The sequence below is a fragment of the Kitasatospora sp. NPDC092039 genome (assembly GCF_044756065.1).
Classification (GTDB): Bacteria; Actinomycetota; Actinomycetes; order Streptomycetales; family Streptomycetaceae; genus Kitasatospora.
Window position 1 is genome coordinate 16,089 of record NZ_JBIVSD010000023.1, and the last position, 20,423, is coordinate 36,511.

13 protein-coding genes and 1 pseudogene are annotated in these 20,423 nt (G+C 74.7%); 8 read left to right on the forward strand and 6 right to left on the reverse strand.

The window, feature by feature from the left end; genetic code table 11:
- Positions 1-39: 39 nt before the first annotated feature.
- From ACIQI7_RS33230 to ACIQI7_RS33265, 8 genes and pseudogenes are all read left to right on the forward strand, one after another.
- Positions 40-7,107, forward strand: a pseudogene (locus ACIQI7_RS33230) (amino acid adenylation domain-containing protein); the annotation flags it as partial.
- Positions 7,108-7,218: 111 nt separating this feature from the next.
- A complete protein-coding gene (locus ACIQI7_RS33235) occupies positions 7,219-8,265 on the forward strand; it encodes an SAM-dependent methyltransferase (RefSeq protein WP_387758639.1) in 1,047 nt (348 codons plus the stop codon).
- Complete coding sequence (locus ACIQI7_RS33240; RefSeq protein ID WP_401117316.1) at positions 8,265-9,296, forward strand: pyridoxal phosphate-dependent aminotransferase; 1,032 nt, start codon at positions 8,265-8,267, stop codon at positions 9,294-9,296. Before ACIQI7_RS33235 ends, ACIQI7_RS33240 begins: the two co-directional genes overlap by 1 nt.
- A gap of 221 nt (positions 9,297-9,517) precedes the next feature.
- Positions 9,518-10,777: an MFS transporter gene (locus ACIQI7_RS33245; protein WP_401117318.1), complete on the forward strand. Its 1,260-nt coding sequence runs from the start codon at positions 9,518-9,520 to the stop codon at positions 10,775-10,777.
- 113 nt (positions 10,778-10,890) lie between these two features.
- A complete protein-coding gene (hppD, locus tag ACIQI7_RS33250) occupies positions 10,891-11,988 on the forward strand; it encodes a 4-hydroxyphenylpyruvate dioxygenase (protein ID WP_387758634.1) in 1,098 nt (365 codons plus the stop codon).
- On the forward strand, positions 11,985-13,136 hold the full coding sequence (locus ACIQI7_RS33255) for an alpha-hydroxy acid oxidase (protein ID WP_401117321.1): 1,152 nt from the start codon (positions 11,985-11,987) through the stop codon (positions 13,134-13,136). The genes hppD and ACIQI7_RS33255 overlap by 4 nt, the downstream gene beginning before the upstream one ends.
- Positions 13,137-13,201: 65 nt before the next feature.
- Positions 13,202-14,431 (forward strand): aminotransferase class I/II-fold pyridoxal phosphate-dependent enzyme, encoded by a 1,230-nt coding sequence (locus tag ACIQI7_RS33260; RefSeq protein ID WP_401117434.1) that lies wholly within the window; start codon positions 13,202-13,204, stop codon positions 14,429-14,431.
- 96 nt (positions 14,432-14,527) lie between these two features.
- The gene (locus ACIQI7_RS33265) at positions 14,528-15,166 is read left to right on the forward strand and encodes a class I SAM-dependent methyltransferase (protein ID WP_401117323.1); all 639 of its coding nucleotides are present in this window, start codon (positions 14,528-14,530) and stop codon (positions 15,164-15,166) included.
- A 77-nt stretch (positions 15,167-15,243) separates the two neighbouring features.
- On the opposite strand, the gene ACIQI7_RS33270 is transcribed toward ACIQI7_RS33265, so the two are convergent.
- Genes ACIQI7_RS33270 through ACIQI7_RS33295 form a run of 6 tightly spaced genes read right to left on the reverse strand, consistent with a single transcriptional unit; the run spans position 15,244 to position 20,418 of the window.
- On the reverse strand, positions 15,244-16,239 hold the full coding sequence (locus ACIQI7_RS33270; protein ID WP_401117325.1) for an aminotransferase class I/II-fold pyridoxal phosphate-dependent enzyme: 996 nt from the start codon (positions 16,237-16,239) through the stop codon (positions 15,244-15,246).
- Positions 16,239-17,609 (reverse strand): nucleotidyltransferase family protein, encoded by a 1,371-nt coding sequence (locus ACIQI7_RS33275; RefSeq protein WP_401117327.1) that lies wholly within the window; start codon positions 17,607-17,609, stop codon positions 16,239-16,241. Before ACIQI7_RS33275 ends, ACIQI7_RS33270 begins: the two co-directional genes overlap by 1 nt.
- Entirely contained in the window at positions 17,599-18,099 is a 501-nt protein-coding gene (locus tag ACIQI7_RS33280) for a CYTH domain-containing protein (protein ID WP_401117329.1), read from the reverse strand. The genes ACIQI7_RS33275 and ACIQI7_RS33280 overlap by 11 nt, the downstream gene beginning before the upstream one ends.
- 38 nt (positions 18,100-18,137) lie before the next feature.
- Positions 18,138-18,797: a hypothetical protein gene (locus ACIQI7_RS33285; protein WP_401117331.1), complete on the reverse strand. Its 660-nt coding sequence runs from the start codon at positions 18,795-18,797 to the stop codon at positions 18,138-18,140.
- A gap of 5 nt (positions 18,798-18,802) precedes the next feature.
- Entirely contained in the window at positions 18,803-19,474 is a 672-nt protein-coding gene (locus ACIQI7_RS33290; protein ID WP_401117333.1) for an MOSC domain-containing protein, read from the reverse strand.
- Positions 19,471-20,418, reverse strand: a complete 948-nt coding sequence (locus tag ACIQI7_RS33295; RefSeq protein ID WP_401117335.1) for a nucleoside-diphosphate kinase — start codon at positions 20,416-20,418, stop codon at positions 19,471-19,473. Before ACIQI7_RS33295 ends, ACIQI7_RS33290 begins: the two co-directional genes overlap by 4 nt.
- Between the last annotated feature and the right edge of the window lie 5 nt (positions 20,419-20,423).

The window sequence follows — 20,423 nt, forward strand, 5'->3', positions numbered from 1 at the left end:
CCCCAGCAGCCGTACGTCGCCAGTCGGAGGCAGACCTTGATCCCGTTGTCGTTCGCCCAGCAGCGGCTCTGGTTCATCGAACAGTTCGAGGGCCCGAGCGCCCTCTACAACACTCCGTTCGCCCTCCGGCTGACCGGCGGGCTCGACGCCGCCGCCCTCGAGGACGCGCTCGGGGACGTGGTGGACCGGCACGAGGTGCTGCGCACCGTCTTCCCCACCACCGACGGCCAGCCCCACCAGCACATCCTCGCCGAGGGCCGCCCGCCGCTGCACCGGGTGCCGGCGGCCGACGAGGCCGAGCTGCACGAGCTGATGCGCGAGGCGGCCGGGCAGGTCTTCGACCTCGCCGCCGACCTGCCCGTCCGGGCCTGGCTGTACTCCCTGCCCACGCCGGACGAGCACGTCCTGCTGCTGCTCACCCACCACATCGCCAGCGACGGCTGGTCGGTCGCCCCGCTCTTCCGCGACCTCGCCGAGGCCTACCGGGCCCGGACCGCCGGCGCCGAGCCGCAGTGGGAGCCGCTGCCGGTGCAGTACGCCGACTACACCCTCTGGCAGCGCGAGCTGCTCGGCGAGGAGGACGACCCGGAGAGTGTCGTCTCGCTGCAACTCGCGCACTGGCAGAAGGAGTTGTCCGGCCTGCCGGAGGAGCTGGCGCTCCCCTACGACCGACCGCGCCCGGCCCTGCCGAGCCGCCGCGGCGGCGCCGCGGAGTTCGAGCTCGACGCCGAACTGCACGCCGGGCTGACCGAGTTGGCCTCCAGCCGGCACGCCAGCCTGTTCATGGCGCTGCAGGCCGCGGTCGCCGTCCTCTACACCCGCCTCGGCGCCGGCACCGACCTGCCGCTCGGCACCCCGGTGGCCGGCCGCACCGACGAGGCCCTGGACGACCTGGTCGGCTTCTTCGTCAACACCCTGCTGCTGCGCACCGACACCAGCGGCGACCCGACCTTCCGGGAACTGCTCGACCGGGTCCGCCGCACCGACCTGGACGCCTACGACCACCAGGACATCCCCTTCGAGCGCCTGGTCGAACACCTCAACCCGACCCGCACCCCGGCCCGCCACCCGCTCTTCCAGACCGTCGTCACCCTGAACGCGGAGCGGGCCGAGGACCTCGTCTTCGGCGCCGCGGTGGGCACCCCGGTCGAGGTCGGCGAGGCCCAGGCCCAGTTCGACCTCAACTTCAACTTCGTCGAGCGGCTCGCGGCCGACGGCACCTGCCTGGGCGTGCGCGCCGCCGTGGACTACGCGGCCGACCTCTTCGACCACGCCACCGCCGTCTCCGTCGCCGAGCGGCTGGTGCGCGTGCTGCGCGCCGCCGTCGCCACCCCGGACGCGCCGATCGGCGGCATCGAGATCCTCGACCCGGCCGAGCGCGAGCAGCTGCTCACCGGCTGGAACGGGCCGGCCGCCCCGGTCGCCGAGCAGAGCCTGCCCCGGCTGTTCGAGGCCCAGGCCGCCGCCACCCCCGACGCCCTCGCCCTGGTCTCCGACACCGAACGGCTCGACTACGCCGAGCTGAACGACCGCGCCAACCGGCTCGCCGCCCTGCTGCTGGAGCGCGGCCTGGCCACCGAACAGCCGGTCGCGGTGCTGATGGAGCGCTCCGCCGGACTGCTCACCGCCGTCCTCGCGATCGCCAAGGCGGGCGGCACCTACGTCCCGCTGGACGACCGCTACCCGCTGGACCGGCTCCAGCACATCCTCGCCGACACCCGTACCGGCCTGCTGCTCGTCGACCCGGCCCACCAGGGCCACCCGGTGCTCGCCACCGAGGGCTTCGCCACCCTGGAGGTCACCGACGCGCTGCTCGCCGGGGCCTCGGCGGCGGGCAACCCCGGCGTGCCGGTCCTGCCCGGCCAGCTGGTCTACGTGATGTACACCTCGGGCTCGACCGGGGTGCCCAAGGGCGTCGCCGTCACCCACCGCAACGTGGTGGACCTGCTGGGCAACCCGCAGTTCCGGGCCGGCCACCACGAGCGGGTGCTGCTGCACTCGCCCACCGCCTTCGACGCCTCCACCACCGAGATCTGGGCGCCGCTGGTCACCGGCGGGGCGATCGTGCTCGCCGAGCCCGGCGAACTGGACATCCGCCGCCTCGCCGAGACCGTCACCACCCACCGGGTGACCCTGGTCCAGGCCCCGTCCGGCCTGCTGCGGCTGATGGCCGACGAGGACCCGGCCGCCTTCCGGCACGTGCGGCAGGTGTGGACCGGCGGCGACGTCGTCCCGCCGGAGTCCGTCCGCCGGATCCACCGGGCCTGCCCGGACACCTCCGTGGTCGCGGTGTACGCGCCCACCGAGACCACCGCCATCAAGACCACCTTCACCATGGAGCCGGGCGAGCCCGTCCCCGCCGTGGTGCCGATCGGCCGCCCGCTGGCCAACACCCGGCCGTACGTGCTGGACACCGCGCTGCGCCCGGTGCCGGCCGGCGTGGCCGGCGAGCTGTACATCGCCGGGGCCGGCCTGGCCCGCGGCTACGTCGGACGCCCCGGCCTGACCTCCGAGCGCTTCGTGGCCTGCCCGTTCGGCGAGCCCGGCAGCCGGATGTACCGCACCGGCGACCTCGTCCGCTGGACCGCCGACGGCCTGCTGGAGTTCCTCGGCCGGGCCGACGACCAGGTGAAGATCCGCGGCTTCCGGATCGAACTCGGCGAGGTGGAGGGCGCGTTCACCGCCCTGCCGACCGTCGGCCAGGCCTTCGCCGTGGTCCGCGAGGACCAGCCCGGCGACAAGCGCCTGGTGGTCTACGCCACCGGCGAGGGCACTCCCGCCGAGCTGCGCGCCGCCGTCGCCGACAGCCTGCCCAGCTACATGCTGCCCGCCGCGGTGGTCGTCCTCGACGCCCTCCCGGTGACCGCCAACGGCAAGGTCGACCGCCGCGCCCTGCCCGCCCCCGACTACACCGGGGCGGCCGAGGGCCGCGCCCCGCGCACCGACACCGAGCGCGCGCTCTGCGAACTCTTCGCCGACGTCCTCGGGTTGGACCGGATCGGGATCGACGACAGCTTCTTCGACCTGGGCGGCCACTCGCTGCTCGCCACCAAGCTGGTCAGCCGCATCCGCACCGCGCTCGGCACCGAACTGCCCGTCCGGGCACTGTTCGACGCCCCCAGCGTGGCCGCCCTGGCCGCCGCCCTGCCCGCCCCGGGCGCCGCCCGTCCGGCGCTGCGGCCGGTCCGGCGGCCCGAGCGCGTCCCGCTCTCGCCCGCGCAGCGACGCCTCTGGTTCATCGACCAGTTCGAGGGCCCGAGCGCGCTCTACAACACCCCGTGCGCGGTCCGGCTGACCGGCCGGATCGACACCGCCGCCCTCCAGGCGGCCCTGACCGACGTGCTCGACCGCCACGAGGTGCTGCGCACCGTCTACCCGACCACCGACGGGCAGCCGCACCAGCTGCTCCTGGAGAACCCCGGACTCCCGCTGCACACCGTGCCGGTGGCCACCGAGGAGGAGCTCGCGGCGGCGCTCGCCGAGGCCGGCTCACAGGTCTTCGACCTCGCCCGCGACCTGCCGGTGCGCGCCACCCTGCTCTCGCTGCCGGGCGACGAGCACGTCCTGCTGGTGCTGATGCACCACATCGCCACCGACGGCTGGTCCGTGGTCCCGCTGCTGCGCGACCTCGCCGAGGCGTACCGGGCCCGGATCGCCGGCACCGCCCCCGACTGGCGGCCGCTGCCGGTGCAGTACGCCGACTACACCCTCTGGCAGCACGAGCTGCTCGGCACCGACGAGCGGCCCAGCGCCCTGCTGACCGACCAGCTCGCCTACTGGCAGCGGGCCCTGGCCGACCTCCCGGAGGAGCTGACGCTCCCCTTCGACCGCCACCGCCCGGCCGCCCCGAGCCGCCGCGGCGCCGCCGTCGAGCTCCGGATGGACGCCGGGCTCCACGCCTCCCTGGTCGAGTTGGCGCAGCGGAGCCGGGCCAGCGTGTTCATGGTGATGCAGGCCGCGCTGGCCACCACGCTGGGCCGGATCGGCGCGGGCACCGACCTGCCGATCGGCACCGTGGTGGCCGGGCGCACCGACGAGGCGCTGGAGGACCTGGTCGGCTTCTTCGTCAACACGCTGGTGCTGCGCACCGACACCTCCGGCGACCCGACCTTCCGGGAGCTGGTGGAGCGCGTCCGGGTCACCACCCTGGACGCCTTCGAGCACCAGGACGTGCCCTTCGAGCGGCTGGTCGAGCTGCTCAACCCGGTGCGCTCCACCGCCCGCCACCCGCTCTGCCAGGTGATGCTGACCTCCGGCGGCGACGCCGAGGGGATCAGCCTCGGCGGCCTGCCCGGCCGGGTCGAGCAACTGGACTCGGACCTCGCCAAGTTCGACCTGACCTTCGCCTTCAGCGAGAGCTTCGACGCGGCCGGCGCGCCCGCCGGGCTGGGTCTGACCGTCGAGTACGCCGTCGACCTGTTCGACCGGGCCACCGCCGAGGCCACCGCCGCCCGCTTCGAGCGCGCCCTGCGCGCGGTGCTGGCCGACCCGGACCAGCGGGTGGGCCGGGTCGAGGTGCTGGCGCCGCAGGAGCGCGAGCAGCTGCTCACCGGCTGGAACGACACCCTGGAGGGCCTGCCGCTCGGCACCTTCCCGGCCCTGTTCGAGGCGCAGGCCGCCGCCCGCCCGGACGCCGTGGCGCTCTCCTTCGGCACCGAGCGGGTCACCTACCGCGAGCTGAACGAGCGCGCCAACCGCTTCGCCCGGCTGCTGACCGAGCACGGCGCGGCCCCCGAGCGGTTCGTCGCGATCGCCCTGGAGCGCTCGATCGAGCTGATCGTCGCCCAGCTCGCCGTGCTCAAGGCCGGCGCGGTCTTCCAGCCGCTGGACCCGCGCTACCCGGCCGACCGGATCGCCTACATGCTGGACGACGCCCGGCCCGCGCTGGTCCTCACCAGCAAGGCGCTGGTCGACGACCTGCTCGCGGACAGCACCGTCCCGCGGCTGCTGATCGAGGACCTGGACGCCTCCGGCCACTCTGCGCACGACCTCACCGGCGTCGCGATCACCCCGCACTCGGCCGCGTACGTCATCTACACCTCGGGCTCCACCGGCCGCCCCAAGGGCGTGGTGGTCACCCACACCGGCCTCGCCGCCATGGTGGAGAGCCAGCGCCGGGGCCTGGCCGTCACCCCGGACAGCCGGGTGCTGCTGTTCGCCTCGCCGTCCTTCGACGCGGCCGTCTGGGAGCTGGGCATGGCGCTGCTCACCGGCGCCCGGGCCGTCCTCGGCCACGCCGACGACCTGCTGCCCGGCCCCTCGCTGACCGCGCTGATCGCCGAGCAGGGCGTCACCCACCTGACCCTGCCGCCGACCGCGCTGGCCGTCCTGGCCCCGGACGCGCTGCCGGAGGGCGGCACCCTGGTGGTCGCCGGCGAGGCCTGCCCGCCCGACCTGGTCGAGCACTGGTCGGCCCGGCTGCGGATGGTCAACGCCTACGGCCCGACCGAGTCCACCGTCTGCGCCAGCATGAGCAGCCCGCTCAGCGGCCGGGTCGCCCCGCCGATGGGCCGGCCCGTGCTGGACACCCGGCTCTACGTGCTGGACGCCGCGCTCCAGCCGGTCCCGGCCGGGGTCGAGGGCGAGCTGTACATCGCGGGCGCCGGCCTGGCCCGCGGCTACCTCAACCGGCCCGGCCAGAGCGCCGAGCGCTTCGTCGCCGACCCGTACGGCGCGCCCGGCAGCCGGATGTACCGCTCCGGCGACCTGGTCCGCCGCCAGGCCGACGGCACCCTGGAGTACCTGGGCCGCACCGACCACCAGGTCAAGATCCGCGGCTTCCGGATCGAGCCCGGCGAGATCGAGGCGGTGCTCGCCCGGCACCCCTCCCTGGCCCAGGCGTTCGTGCTGGTCCGGGAGGACCGCCCGGGCGACCGCCGGCTGGTCGGCTACGCCGTCGCCCAGCCCGGGCGGACGGTCGACCAGGCCGAGCTGCGGGCCCACGTCGGCGCGTCCCTGCCGGACTACATGGTGCCCTCGGCGATCGTCGCCCTGGACGCCCTGCCGCTGACCGCCAACGGCAAGGTCGACCGCAAGGCCCTGCCGGCCCCCGACACCACCTGGCTCGGCTCCGGGCGGGCGCCCTCGACGCCCCAGGAGGAGCTGCTCTGCGGCCTGTTCGCCGACCTGCTCGGGCTGGAGAAGGTCGGCGTCGACGACAACTTCTTCGAGCTCGGCGGACACTCGCTGCTGGCCAGCCGGCTGGTCGCGGGCCTGCGCGAACTGGTCGGCGAGGACTCCGCGGTCGGCGTCCGCACCCTGTTCGAGGCGCCGACCGTCGCCCGGCTGGCCGAGCGGCTCGCCCAGGGCCCGGCCGCGGAGACCTTCCCCGTCCTGCTGCCGATCCGCACCCGCGGCTCGCGCCCGCCGCTGTTCTGCGTCCACCCGGCCGCCGGCATCAGCTGGGTCTACACCGGCCTGCTCCGGCACACCGACGCCGAGCAGCCGGTCTACGGCCTCCAGGCCCCCGGCCTGGCCGACCCGACCGCGCACCCGGCCTCGGTCGAGGAGCTGGCCCGGACCTACCTCGCGCAGATCCGCGCCGTCCGTCCCGAGGGCCCGTACGCCCTGCTCGGCTGGTCCTTCGGCGGGGCCGTCGCCCACGCGATCGCCGCGCTGCTGCGCCGGCAGGGCGAGGAGGTCCGGCTGCTGGCCCTGCTGGACGCCTACCCGGGCACCGGCGAGCCGGGGCCCGAGCGGTGGCGGGACGACCCGGCGCAGCTCGCGGTGATCCTCGACTCGCTCGGCCACCCGGCCGGGGAGGTCACCGCCTGGCCGGCCGACGAGGACGGCTACGCCGCGCTCGTCCAGGGCGACGAGGGTCCGCTCGCCGGTCTCAGCGGCGCCGGGGTGGCCCGGGTGGTCTCGGTCTTCCAGGCCAACGCCGAGCTGTCCCACGAGCTCCCGCTGCCCGGCTACGACGGCGACGCGGTGTTCTTCACCGCCGCCAAGGACCGGCCGGCCGACGCCCCCGACCCGGAGGGCTGGCTCCCGTACCTGGGCGGCCGGCTCGACGTCCACGAGGTGCCGAGCACCCACGGCGCGATGACGAGCTCCGAGGCGCTCGCCGTCATCGGCCCGGTGCTCGCCGCACACCTGACTCCCTGACCCACCCGCACCACCGACCCACCGACTCAGCACCCCTACCGACCGCAGGCGACCGACCTGCGCACACCACGCGGACCGCACCCGGCCCGCCCACGGAGAAACGGACCCACCATGACGACTGCGGCCATCCCCGACACCTGGCGTGGCATCACCCCGTCGCCGCTCACCTCGACCGACGCCTACAACGGCTTCATCGCCGCCAACGTGATCTTCGCGCTGGACCGGATCGGCCTGCTGGAGCAGATCGGGCGCGGCGAGCCGCTCTCGGCCGCCGAGGCCACCGCCCAGGCCGGCGACACCGCCCGGACCGAGGCCGTGCTGCGCGCCGCCTCCGACTACGGCTACCTCAAGGCCGACGGCGACGCCTACCTGCCCACCGAGGCGGGCCTGGAGATCGCCGCCGCGCGCGGCTACTTCACCTGGGCCGTCGGCGGCTACCACGACGTGTTCGGCCGCGCCGGCCACCTGAGCGCCGGCACCCACCAGTACGACAAGGACGTCTTCCGCGACGAGGCGATGGTCGCCCTCGGCTCCGCCCAGTGCGACCAGTCGCTGTTCGCCGCCCAGCTGACCGACGTGCTCAACGGCATCGACTTCCGCACCATCGCCGACCTGGGCTCCGGCACCTCCGCCCGGGTGCGCCGGGTGGTCTCGCAGCGCGAGGGCACCCGCGGCCTGGGCATCGACATCAGCCGCCCGGCCACCGACATCGCCCGCCGCGACATCGTCGAGGCCGGCATGCAGGACCGGGTCACCGCCGTCCGCGCGGACGTGCTGGGCCTGCTCGGCACCCAGATCGACAACGACGCCGAGGCCGCCGAGGTGGCCGAGGTCGACACCGTGATGAGCTTCTTCCTGCTGCACGACCTGCTGGCCGACCCGGCCACCCGCTCCTCGATCTTCACCCGGATGCGGGAGGCCTTCCCGAAGGCCCGCACCTTCGTCCTGGGCGACACCATGCTGCGCGACCCGGGCACCTCCGACGGCGCCCAGCCGGTCTTCTCGGTGGGCTTCGAGCTGGCGCACGCGATGATGGGCGTCCCGCTGCACACCAAGGCCACCTACGAGGAGCTCTTCACCGACGCCGGCCTGCGGATCGACCGCGTCGAGGCGCTGGCCACCCCGCACTCCTGGCTCTACGTCCTCCAGGCCGACTGATGGCCGCCCCGTCGAGCGCCAGATACCTGCTGGCGCAGAACGAGCACCCGTACCCGCCGCTGCCGTCGGTGCTGGCCGCGCTGGCCAAGGCCGGTGCCGACCTGCACCGCTACCCGGACTTCCGTCCGGAGCGGATCGCCGGGATCATCGCCGACTGGCAGGGCGTCCCGGCGGGCCAGGTCGTGGTCGGCCACGGCTCGGCGGGTGTGGCGCTGGACCTCTTCCACACGGTGGTCGAGCCCGGCGACAACGTGGTGCACTCGGCGCCCTGCTTCGACGCGTACCCGCTGTTCTGCGAGATCGCCCGGGCCGAGGCCCGGCCGGTCCCGCTCGGCCCCGACGCCCGGCACGACCTGGCGGCGATGGCCGGGCGGATGGACGAGCGCACCCGGATCGTCGTGCTGTGCAACCCGCACAACCCGACCGGCACGGTCTACTCCTGGGCCGAACTGACGGAGTTCTTCCGCCGGGTGCCGTCCACCGCGCTGATCCTGCTCGACGAGGCGTACGTCGACTTCGCCCGGGACTGGCAGGCCCCGGACGTGCCGGCCCGGATCGCCGAGTGGCCGAACCTGGTGGTGCTGCGCACCCTCTCCAAGTCGCACGGCATCGCCGCGCTGCGGATCGGCTACGCGCTGGCGGAGGAGTCCCTGGCGCAGCGGGTGCGGGACCACCAGGTGCCGTACGCGGTGAACAGGCTCCAGGAGGCGGGTCTGCTCGCCGCCGTCGCCGCCGAGGACGAGATGACGCGGCGGATCGAGGAGATCGCGGCGGAGCGGGCCCGCACCGAGGCCGAACTGCTGCGGCTCGGCTGGACGGTGGCGCCCAGCGTCACCAACTTCCTGTGGGTCGACGCCCCCGGCGACCAGCTCCCGCTGCGCGCGGAGCTGGAGCGCCTGGGCGTGGCCGTCCGCTACTACCCCGGCCAGGGCATCCGGGTCGCCATCGGCGAGAAGGACGCCAACGACGCGGTGATCGAGGGATTCGCCGCCGTCGCTCCGCTGGCCCCGGCCCACCCCGTCGCCCGCTGACCGCCCGGCGCCCTGAGCACCCCACGTGCGTCAGGGCGCACCCCGGGCACCCGGGGCGCCCGCGGGCGCCCCGGCCACCGCACCACCGCACCACCGCACGAACCCGCACCACCGCACCACCGCACCACCGCACCACCGCGCATCCCCGCACTGCCGCACCACCGCACGAACCGCATGCACCCGCACACCCGAAGCGCCGTCGGCGCAGCGAAGGAACCGCCATGCACCCGCTGTTGGCCCGCCCGGAGTTCCGGCGCTACCTCGCCGGGCAGACCCTGTCCGTCCTCGGTGACAGCGCCCTCTCCATCGCCCTCGGCATCTGGGCCAAGGTGCTGACCGGCAGCAACTCCGCCGCCGGTCTGGTGCTGTTCTGCTTCTCCGCGCCGCTGCTGCTGCTGCCGCTGGGCGGCCTGCTCGCCGACCGGGTCCGCCGCAAGCCGCTGCTGGTCGGGGTCAATCTGGCGGTGGCGGTCTCGCTGCTGCCGCTGCTGCTGGTCGACGGCCGGGACACCGTCTGGATCATCTACTGCACCGCCACGGTCTGCGGTCTGGCCGGAGCCGTCCTGGCGCCGGCCCAGAGCGCGCTGCTGCGCAGCATCCTGACGGAACGTCAGGACTTCGGCGCGGCAGCCGGGTTGACCCAGAGCGCCCGGGCCGGCACCACCCTGGTGGCGCCACTGCTCGGCTCGGGCCTCTACGGCTGGTTCGGCGGGCACGTGGTGGCCGTGGCCGACCTCGCCGTGCTGCTGCTGGCGGCGCTGAGCTTCCTCACCCTGCGGGTGGCGGAGGTCAAGCCGGAGCCCTCGGGCCTGCGGTGGCGCACCGAGGTGCTGGCGGGCTTCGTCCACCTGCGCTCCTCGGTCGGGCTGCGGCCGCTGGTGGTGGCCACCGCCGCCGCCGGCTTCGTCCTGAGCCTGCTCCAGCCGGTGCTGTTCGCGCTGACCCAGCACGGGCTGCACCGCTCGCCGCAGTTCCTCGGCGTGCTGGAGACCACCGAGGCCGTCGGCGCGCTGGCCGGCTCGGTGGTCGGCGGCCTGCTGATCGGCCGGCTCGGGCCGCGCCGGACGGTCATGGCCGGATCGGCGGTGTTCGGCCTCGGGACCGTCCTGCTGCTCGCCCCGTCGCTGTACGTGGTGTCGGCCGGCCTGGTGATCGCGGGCGCGGGCATCCCGGCCGCCCTGGTCGGGCTCGCCACCGCCGCCCAGGCGTCCACCCCGCCGCAGCTGATGGGGCGCGCCCAGGCGGCCGTCAACCTCTCGCTCACCGCGCCGCAGGCGCTGGCCGTCGGCGTCGGCTCCGGCCTGGTGGCCGCCCTGGACTTCCGGGTGGTGCTGGGCGTGATGGTGGTCGGCGCGCTGCTGGCGGCCGCCCACCTGATCGGCAAGCCGGAGGCCCCGACGGAGCCCCCGGAGACCGGGCCGCAGGCCGAGGGCGACGGCCCGGCCGAGCCGGAGGACGCCAAGGACCTCCAGCCCACCTGACCGACGCCGGCCCGCAGCACCCGCACGCCCGCACCACCCCGCACCACCCCGCACGCCCGACGTCCGACCGCCCTTCGGCACCTCCCGTTCCTCCTCACGAGAGAGCTCCTCAGATGACCGACCGTTCCTCTCCCACCGTCACCCCGATCCCCGTCGAGCTGGACCACGTCGAGTTCTACACGGCCGACCTGGGCGCCGAGACCACCCGGCTGACCGAGGAGTACGGCTTCGAGCTGCTCGTCCCGCCGACCGAGCGCGGCGAGGCCGCCGAGCGCTGCCTGTCCGCCCTGTTCGGCCAGTCCTCGATCCGGCTGCTGGTCACCCAGCCGCTGGCCGCCGGCCACCCGGCCACCGACTACCTGGAGCGGCACGGCGACGGCGTGGCCGCCCTCGGCCTGCGGGTGCCGGACGCCGCCGACGCGTTCCGGACCCTGACCGACCGCGGCGCCGCCGCGCTGCGCCCGCCGCTGGCCGCCGACGGCTGCGTCACCGCGGTGGTCGACGCCTTCGGCGACGTGGTGCACACCCTGGTCGAGCGCGGCCCCGGGACGCCGGCCGGCCGCATCCCCGGCCTGCCGGACCCGCTCCCGCTGACCGGCGAGGGCGAGGTCGGCCTGCGCTCCGTCGACCACTTCGCGGTCCTGGTCCCGTTCGGCGAGCTGCGCACGACCGAGCACCGCTACCGCGAGGTCTTCGGCTTCCGGACGATCTTCGAGGAGCGGGTCGAGTTCGGCACCCTCGGCATGGACTCGGCCGTCGTGCAGAGCGCCGACCACAGCGTCACCCTCACCCTGATCGAGCCGCTCGCCGCGGACGCGGGCGGCCAGATCGCCTCCTTCCTGGCCGGCCACGGCGGCGCCGGGGTGCAGCACGTCGCCTTCGCCTCCGAGGACGCGGTGCACTCCGTCTCCACCATGGCCGAGCGCGGCGTGCCGTTCCTGCGCACCCCGCAGACCTACTACGACGCCCTGCCCGGCCGCCTGACCCCGCTGCGCCACTCCACCGACCAGCTGCGGGAGCTGAACCTGCTGGTCGACCAGGACCACGACGGCCAGCTGTTCCAGATCTTCACCCGCTCCCAGCACCCCCGGAACACCTTCTTCTTCGAGGTGATCGAGCGCATCCGGGCCCGCAACTTCGGCAGCAACAACATCCGCGCCCTCTACGAGGCCGTGGAGCTCCAGCGCAACGCCAGCGAAGTGGCCGGATGAGCGCGTCCGTCCGCGACGAACCACCGACCGACCCGGCCGACGGGCGCCCGGCGCTCTCCGTCGCGGAGTACGCCGACCGGGCCCGGGCCGTGCTCGCGCCCGAGGTCTGGGAGTGGCTGGAGGGCGGCGCCGAGCGCGAGCTGACCCTCGCCGCCAACCGGACCGCCTTCGACCGGGTGGGCCTGGTGCCCCGGGTGCTGACCGACGTCAGCACCCGGGACACCGCCGCCACCCTGGTGCGCAGCCGGGCGACCCTGCCGGTGGCGGCGGCACCCGTCGCCTACCACCGGCTGTTCCACCCCGAGGGCGAGCTGGCCTCGGCCCGCGCCTGCGCCGCCGCGGGCGTGCCGTTCACCGTCGGGACGCTCAGCAGCGTCGGCTTCGAGGAGCTGGCCGGGACCGGTGCCACGCTCTGGTTCCAGCTGTACTGGCTGCGCGACCGCGGCCGGCTGCTCGACCTGGTCAAGGCCGCCGAGCAGGCCGGCAGCGAGGCCCTGGTGGTCACCGCCGACGTGCCGTACATGGGCCGCCGGCTGCGCGACGCCAGGAACGCCTTCGCGCTGCCCGGGGACGTCCGCGCGGCGCTGCTGGAGGGCGGCGCCGCGGGGCGGGCGCACGAGTCCACCACCGCCGTCTCGGCGGTCGCCGCGCACACCGCCGAACTGCTCTCCCCCGGCGTCACCTGGGCCGACCTCGAGTGGCTGCGCGGGCAGACCGCGCTGCCGCTGGTGGTCAAGGGCGTGCTCGACCCGGGCGACGCGCGCCGGGCCGCCGGGCTCGGCGCCGCGGCCGTGGTGGTCTCCAACCACGGCGGCCGCCAGCTCGACCGGGCCGTACCCGCGCTGACGGTCCTGCCGGCCGTCGCCGAGGCGCTGGCCGGCGAGGACTGCCAGGTGCTGATGGACAGCGGGGTGCGCGGCGGCTCGGACGTGCTCACCGCGCTGGCCCTCGGCGCCTCCGGGGTACTGCTCGGGCGCCCGCTGATCTGGGGCCTGGCGGCCGGCGGCGAGGCGGGCTGCACCGAGGTCCTCGACCTGCTCGCCACCGAGCTGCGGCACGCGCTCGGCCTCGCGGGCTGCGCCGACCTGCGGGCCGCCGCCGACCTGCGCACCACCACCCTGCCCTGCCCCACCTGGAGCACCCCGTGACCACCATCGCCGCACCGCACGACCTGCTGCTGGCGGGCCTGCACACGTCCCTCGCCGACCCGGCGATGACCTCGATGAACCTGCTCAACGAGATCTCCATCCGCTACCCGGAGGCGGTCTCCTTCGCGGCCGGCCGCCCGGCCGAGCAGTTCTTCGAGCTGGACGCCGTCCACCGCCACCTGGACCGCTACCTCGACCACCTGCGCACCGAGCGCGGGCTGACCGAGGAGGCGGCGCGCCGCCAGGTGCTCCAGTACGGGCGGACCAAGGGGATCATCCACGACCTGATCGCCACCCACCTCGCCACCGACGAGGGCATCGAGGTGCCCGCCGAGTCGATCGTGGTGACGGTGGGCTGCCAGGAGGCGATGTTCCTGGTGCTGCGGGCGCTGCGCCGCGGCCCCGAGGACGTGGTGCTGGCCGTCTCCCCCACCTACGTGGGGCTGACCGGCGCGGCGCTGCTGGCGGACCTGCCGGTACGGGCGGTCGCCGACGGCCCGGACGGCGTGGACCTCGCCGACCTGCGCCGCCGGCTGGCCGCCGCCCGGGCCGAGGGGCTGCGCCCGCGGGCGCTCTACCTGGTGCCGGACGTGGCCAACCCGAGCGGGGCCAGCCTGCCGCTGGAGCTGCGCCGGGAGCTGCTGGCGCTGGCGGGCGAGGAGGACATCCTGCTGCTGGAGGACAACCCGTACTGCGTGTTCGCCGGCGAGGAGCGGCTGCCCTCGCTCAAGGCGCTGGACACCGACCGGCGGGTGGTCCACCTCGGCTCCTTCGCCAAGACGGCCCTGCCCGGCGCCCGGGTCGGGTACGTGGTGGCGGACCAGCTGGTGGACGACGGACAGGGCTCCACCGCGCTGTTCGCCGACCTGCTCGGCATGATCAAGAGCATGACCACGGTGAACACCTCGCCGATCGCCCAGGCCGTGATCGGCGGCGCGCTGCTGGAGCACGGCCACAGCCTGCGGACCGCCAACGCCGAGGTCGCCGCGCTCTACCGGCGCAACCTCTCGCTGGTGCTGGAGGGCCTGGCCCGGCGCTTCCCGCCCGGCGGCGGGGTGACCTGGAACGAGCCGCGCGGCGGGTTCTTCCTGGTGCTCACGGTGCCGTGCGTGGTGGACGACGCGCTGCTCGAACGCTCGGCCTCGGAGTACGGGGTGATCTGGACGCCGATGTCGCACTTCTACCCGGGCGCGGGCGGGGAGCACCAACTGCGGCTCTCCGTCAGCCAGGTCGACCCGGCCACCCTCGACCGGGGGCTGGACGGACTGGCCGCGCTGCTCGCCGCACAGTCCTGACCCGCCCGGAAGGGGCGCCCCGCCGGGGGCGCCCCTTCCGGCCCGTTCCGGCCGGTTCGGGCCCGTTCCGGGCCCCACGAGGGTAGGTTCCCAGGCATGCTTGACTACCTCTCACGCACCATCGCCGCCTACGAGCACGGCGTCGACAAGTACGAATCCGCCACCAGGGGCATGGTTCCGGACGAGGAGCTCGACCGCTTCACCCGGATGCTCCCCGATCCGGCCGGGCCGGTCCTGGACGCCGGGTGCGCCTTCGGCCGCGACACGGCCCTGCTGGCGGCCAGGGGCGTGGCGGTGACCGGGATCGACCTGAGCGAGCCCTTCCTCGCCCGGGCCCGGGAGCTCCACCCCGCGCTGGACTTCCGGCACATGGACGTGTGCGCGCTGGACCTCCCCGACGCCTCCTTCGCGGGCGTCTGGTCCCAGGCGACGCTGCTGCACCTCAAGGACGAGCAGGTGGCGGCCGCGCTGTCCGAGTTCCGCCGGGTGCTGCGGGCCGGCGGGGCGCTCTTCGTCAGCTTCAAGGAGGGGGAGGGCGAGGAGGAGTTCGTCGAGTCGTTCAGCGCCGACGCCGCCCGCTTCTTCCGCTACCAGACCGCGGACCGGGTCCGCGGTCTGCTGGAGGCGGCCGGCTTCCCCGGGCCCGACGTGCGCCTCGTCAACGAGCGGCAGCGCTACGGCGCCGGGCACCGCGACCTCGACTGGCTGACCGCGTACGCCCGCGCCGCTGCCTGACCGGTCCGACGTCCGACGACGGACCCGTCCGGCGACGGGCCGACCGGTCGACGGAACCGGCCGGCCACGGCCCCGGTCTACCCGCCGGGCGCCAGCGCTCCGGCCGCGCGGGCCGCCAGCCGGGCCACCCGGTCGGCGGCCCGCACCGCCTCCTGCGCGTCGACGCCGGAGAACGCGAGCCGCACCGATCCGGGCGGCGCGTCGAAGGCCGGCCCGGGCCCGACCGCGAGCTCCAGCTCGGCGAACTCGGCCAGCACCCGTTCCTCCGTGGCGCCGCGCCAGGACAGCAGCAGGGACATGCCGCCCCCGGTGAACTCCCAGCCCAGCAGGTCGCCGAGCCGGTCGGTGAACAGCCGGCGCGCCTCCAGCGTGGGTTCGACGCACGCCCGGACCAGCGAGTCGAGCGCGGACGGCTCCAGGAACCCGGCCCAGGCCCGCTGCCAGGTGGTGGCGGGCCCGGCGGCGCGCAGCGTCGGCGGCGGGGCGGTGCCGACGGGCCAGGTCGCCCAGCCGAGCCGGCTGCCGCCGCCGCACAGCTTCGCCAGCGACGTCACGCCCCAGCAACCGTCCGGCGGCTCCTCCGGCGGGGCGAACCACCGGTAGACCTGGTTGACCACCACCTGGTGGCCCTCGGCGGCGAGTTCCGCCAGGACCGCGCGTTCGGCGGAGTCGAGCGACCGGCCGTCGGGGTTGCGGTGCGGGCTGGTCACCCAGACCGTCGCCGGCTCCGGGCATCCGCGCGCCGCGCCGGGGAGCTCCTCCCAGGTCAGGGCGCTGACTCCGGCGCCCCCGGCGAGCACGGTCCCGATGTCGGCGAAGCCCGGCCGTTCCACCAGCGCCGTCCGGGTGCGGCCCGCCCAGCTTCCGGCGAACTGGCGCACCCCGCCGGTGACCACCGTCCGTTCCGGCGGGACGCCGAACGACTCGGCCAGCCGTTCCAGCAGTTCGGGGTCGCCCTGCGCGGGCGGGGTGCTCCAGCGGTCCGCCCGCTCCAGGGCCCGGTCGTGCGCCGCGCCGAAGCGGCGGACCAGGTCCGCCGGCCAGGGGCGGGGCGGACCGCCGAGGTCGATCATCAGACCCGGCCCGCGGCCGCCGCGCGGGCACCGGCGATCAGCTCGCCCGGCAGCCGGTAGTCCACGGTGGCGAGGAAGGTCTCGTCCTCGATCCGCACGTAGTGCCCGTACGGGGTGTCGAGCCGTTGGATGCCCCGGTCCGCCGAGAGCGCCTTGGGCCGGGCGGGGGTGGCCGGGTTCGGCACCGCCGGCTCGCCGTCGAGCAGGCCCTCGGCGATGTCCACCGGTACCAGCCGGACGCAGGTCCACGGGTTCAGCGCGAAGGGCCGGACGGTCTTCCCCCCGGTCGCCCGGACCACGCTCAGCGACAGCCGGCCGCGGTAGTAGTCGTACGCGTCGGCCGCCAGCTTCGCCGCGGTGACCAGCCCGCCGCGCCGGCGCCCCTCCCCGAAGGCGTGCACGGTGGTGCCCAGACAGCGCCGCTCCCAGTGCGGCGCCCGCGGGTCCGGCGCCGGCTCCAGGGTGCGCACCGAGGGCAGGGTGCGCAGCCGCTCCTCCTGCGCCGCCGTCAGGGCGGTGCCGGCCCGCAGCTCGGCCACGATGAAGCCGAGGAAGCCCTCCAGGCCGGACTGGCGCAGCCGGGCGGCGAAGCGCGGGACGTCGAACTCCGGCAGCGAGAGCGCCATCAGCAGGTCGTTGGTGTCCTTGGCCGTCACGAAGTAGTCGCCCGCGGCGTTGTTGACGACGCAGGCGAGGTTCTCCTCGGGCGCGAGGACCCGGATGCCGGGCTCCTGGGCGGGCAGCTGCGGGGTCAGCCCGAGCCGGCTGCTGTGCCGCACCGAGTAGTCGCCGAAGTGGATGTCCACGTTCAGCAGGTCGTCCGCGCCGTCCGGCGCGACCAGCGGGAACTGCCCGTACACGAGGTTCTCGGTCGGGTCGTACTTGATCCAGGGCAGCTCGGCCTTCAGGTACTGGTAGCCGTGCTCCAGGCGCAGCGCCCGCACCAGGACGCTGGCCTCGGCCCGGGTCCGGACGAAGATGTCCAGGTCGCTGAAGTCGCGCACGCCGGGGTCGGTGTACGTCGCGCGGGCGCCGAGCCCCTTGATCGCGAAGAACTGGAGGCCCGAGTCGCGGGCGATCCGCTCCAGCATCTCCAGGTTGGCGTCCAGGACCTTGTGCATCCGCTTGAGGCTGTCCGCCTTGGGGCGCATCGCGGCCATGCAGCCGCGCACGCCCGGCCGGTCCTCGTACGGGGCGAGCCGCGACATCACCAGCGTCCGCATCCGCAGGGTCTCCAGGAAGCGGGCCGCCTCCTGTGCGCCGATCGTGGCGATGGCGGCCAGCGAGCGCTCGGTGCTGTACAGCGGCTGGAGGCTGGACAGGCTCCGCAGGGCGGCCAGGTCGTCGGGGTGGGGGAAGTCAGTTCCCATGGTGGTCGTTCCTCGTGTTCTCTTCGTGCGCGGGAATGCCGTGGGTCGACAGCGACCGGTTGAGGTAGCCGACCGCACCCGTGATGTCTTCGCCCACCCAGCCGGGGGGCGTGTACCGCTGCGCCGCCTCGACGGAGGGGAACTCGACCTCGGCGGTGCACAGTCCGTGCAGCGCGCCGTGGTAGACGTCGACGACGACGGTGTGCGGGCCGTCCGGCAGCCGGTAGCGGTCCTTCTCGATCCTGGCGCCCGCGGTCGTGGGCCACAGGGCGTCGAAGTCCTCCTCGCCGATCTCCCGTTCGACCTCCACCCGGACCAGACCGGTGCCGCTCTTGACGGTCAGCGTCTGCCGGCCCGAGGCGCGCCGGATCCGGACCTCGGTGCCCTCCTCGGTGATCGCGACGTAGCCCTGCCGGACCCGCTGCGCGGTCGCGGCCGGCGGTGGGACGAAGTCGTGGACGAGGAACTTCCGCTCGATCTCGTGGGTCATGGGTGCGCTCCGCGGGTCGGGGTGGCCGGGTGGCCGGATCAGTGGAGGACGCCCTGGCGCACCAGCAGGTCGCGGATCCCGCGGACCTTCTCCGCGCCCAGGCGCCGCCTGGCGATCTCCGCCTCGTCCTCGACCGCGTGCCCGTACTGCCACCAGGCCTCGCCGGTGTCGCTGTTCATGACCACGAAGCGGTCCTTGGCGGCCGGGCCGCGGACGATCAGCGAGGTGGTGTCGGGTACCGCGGCGACCGAGTGGACCAGCGTGTGGCGGATCACGTAGCCGGTGCCCGGCGTCTCGTCCCGGACCATGAAGGGCTCACCGATCTTGGTGTCGGTGGTCAGCTCGTCGTAGTCGCCGTACAGGTAGTGGCGGTAGCTGCCGGCCAGCACCCGGTTGCCGAAGGTCCAGCGGTGGTTGTGCGGGCGGTCGAACTCGCGGGCGCGGAAGACGTGCAGCCGCACCCGCACCCCGCTGGCGGCGTCGTTGACGAGGACCACCCGGTCCAGTTCCTGCAGCCGCTCGCTCTGCACCAGCAGCTCGGGCGTGGCCAGGACGTGGTCGAAGGCCGCGTTGAGCCACTCCTCCGTGCTCAGTTCCTCCAGCAGCTCGGCGAGCTGGTCGTGGAGGACCGGCAGGTCCTCCCAGGCGAGCCCGGCCAGCCGGGCGGAGTCGATGAGCTGATCACCGATGGCGGTCACGGCAGTCACTGTTCCTTTCCCACGTACGCGTGTCGGTCCTGCTGAGCGGCGAGCCAGCGGCGCGCCCTGTCCTGGATCTTGGGGAGCATCTGCGGCGCCGTCAGCATCAGCGGCAGCAGCTCCGGCTCCGTGGTGATCGCGCGCAGCATCAGGTTGACGGTGACCCCGTGGCCGGGCCGCTCGACCACCTCGACCGGATCGCCCGGTGAGACCTCGCCCTCGGTCAGGACCCGCAGGTAGGCACCGGGCGCCCCGTGCGCGATGAACCGCTCGACCAGGTCCGGGACGTCCCAGAAGCCCGCGAAGACCCGGCAGGGCTTGCGCGGGCGGATCACCTCGAAGACGGCGCCGCCGATCCGCCAGCGCTCGCCGATCTCGGCGTGGGTGACGTCGACGCCGACGGTGGAGAAGTTCTCCCCGACGTTCCCCGGCGCCACGGTCCGGCCGAGCTCCCGCTCCCAGAAGCCGGCGTCCTCGCGCGCGAACGCGTACACCGCCTTGTCGACGCCGCCGTGCGCCTTGGTGTTGACGATCAGGTCGCCGTCGAGCCCGCCGGCCCGGGCCATGACCGGGCCGGGCACCGGCTGCTTGTCGATGCCGCTGCGCCCGTTGGAGGTCCACGGCCCGGTGCGTTCCACGCCGAGGTTGACGGTGAGCAGCTTGCCCGCCGCGCTCACCGCGGCCCGTCCCAGTCCGCGGTGACGTTCGGCACGCTCGTCTCCACCCCCGGGATGTTCATCTCGGTCAGCAGGTGGGTGATCACGGTCAGCAGGTCCCAGCGGTTGGGGTGCTCGTACGGGACGCCGTGGGTGGCGGCCAGGACCTCGCCCAGCCCGACCGAATCGCCGGCGGCCCGGCGGGCGGCCAGCTCGCCCGGCGGGCCCGGGACCCGGAGCAGGCGCTCCCAGCTGAGCTCGTAGTCGAAGTCGTGGGCCGGGTGGCGGCTCTCCAGCGCGTCGAAGACGGCCGACACCTCGGGGAGGGCGTCGTGGTCGGCGAGGATCCGTTCGCGCATCACGGCGCGACGGTCGTCGTCGCACAGCACGGCGATCTCCCGGAACACGTCGATCGGCTCGTCCGAGCAGTGCATGAAGTTGAACAGGCCGTTGACCACGCCCAGTTGGTGGCGCAGGTGGTCGGGGCGGCGCTGGGCCGGGTCGGCCGGACCCTTGAGGGAGTTCAGGCGGATCGCGGCCGGCAGCCCGCCGGGCGCCCACCGGGTGTCCTTGAGCACCAGGCAGACCGTGTCGATGCTGGGCAGGATCAGGTCCATCGCCTCGACCCGGTCCCAGGTGGCGATGTTGAAGTGGTGGCGCCAGACCTCGCGGATGGTGTGCCGGTCGTGCCGGAAGACCACCACGTCGACCGGCACGAAGCCGGCGCCGGCCAGGGCCCGGACGGCGGAGCGCAGCCGACGGCCCGCGGTGGCCTCGGCCTTGAGCATGCACAGCGTGACGCCGAGCATCTCCGGCAGGTCCCCGCCGAAGGTCCAGCAGCTCTCCCGGAGGTACTGCTCCACGGAGTACATCCGGGCCTTCTCCGAGGACCAGGTGAGCTGGTCGAGGACGTCCTGGTCGACTTCGCTGAGCCGCTCGTGGTCTGGCAACGCTTCGGACAGCACGTGTG

What these genes read in the sequence shown, in the direction of transcription:
- ACIQI7_RS33260 (WP_401117434.1), top strand. Translation starts at nt 13,202, where the DNA reads ATGACCTCGATGAACCTGCTCAACGAGATCTCCATCCGCTACCCGGAG.
- ACIQI7_RS33275 (WP_401117327.1), bottom strand. Translation starts at nt 17,609, where the DNA reads ATGGGAACTGACTTCCCCCACCCCGACGACCTGGCCGCCCTGCGGAGC.
- ACIQI7_RS33265 (WP_401117323.1), top strand. Translation starts at nt 14,528, where the DNA reads ATGCTTGACTACCTCTCACGCACCATCGCCGCCTACGAGCACGGCGTC.
- ACIQI7_RS33240 (WP_401117316.1), top strand. Translation starts at nt 8,265, where the DNA reads ATGGCCGCCCCGTCGAGCGCCAGATACCTGCTGGCGCAGAACGAGCAC.
- ACIQI7_RS33235 (WP_387758639.1), top strand. Translation starts at nt 7,219, where the DNA reads ATGACGACTGCGGCCATCCCCGACACCTGGCGTGGCATCACCCCGTCG.
- ACIQI7_RS33245 (WP_401117318.1), top strand. Translation starts at nt 9,518, where the DNA reads ATGCACCCGCTGTTGGCCCGCCCGGAGTTCCGGCGCTACCTCGCCGGG.
- ACIQI7_RS33280 (WP_401117329.1), bottom strand. Translation starts at nt 18,099, where the DNA reads ATGACCCACGAGATCGAGCGGAAGTTCCTCGTCCACGACTTCGTCCCA.
- hppD (WP_387758634.1), top strand. Translation starts at nt 10,891, where the DNA reads ATGACCGACCGTTCCTCTCCCACCGTCACCCCGATCCCCGTCGAGCTG.
- ACIQI7_RS33270 (WP_401117325.1), bottom strand. Translation starts at nt 16,239, where the DNA reads ATGATCGACCTCGGCGGTCCGCCCCGCCCCTGGCCGGCGGACCTGGTC.
- ACIQI7_RS33255 (WP_401117321.1), top strand. Translation starts at nt 11,985, where the DNA reads ATGAGCGCGTCCGTCCGCGACGAACCACCGACCGACCCGGCCGACGGG.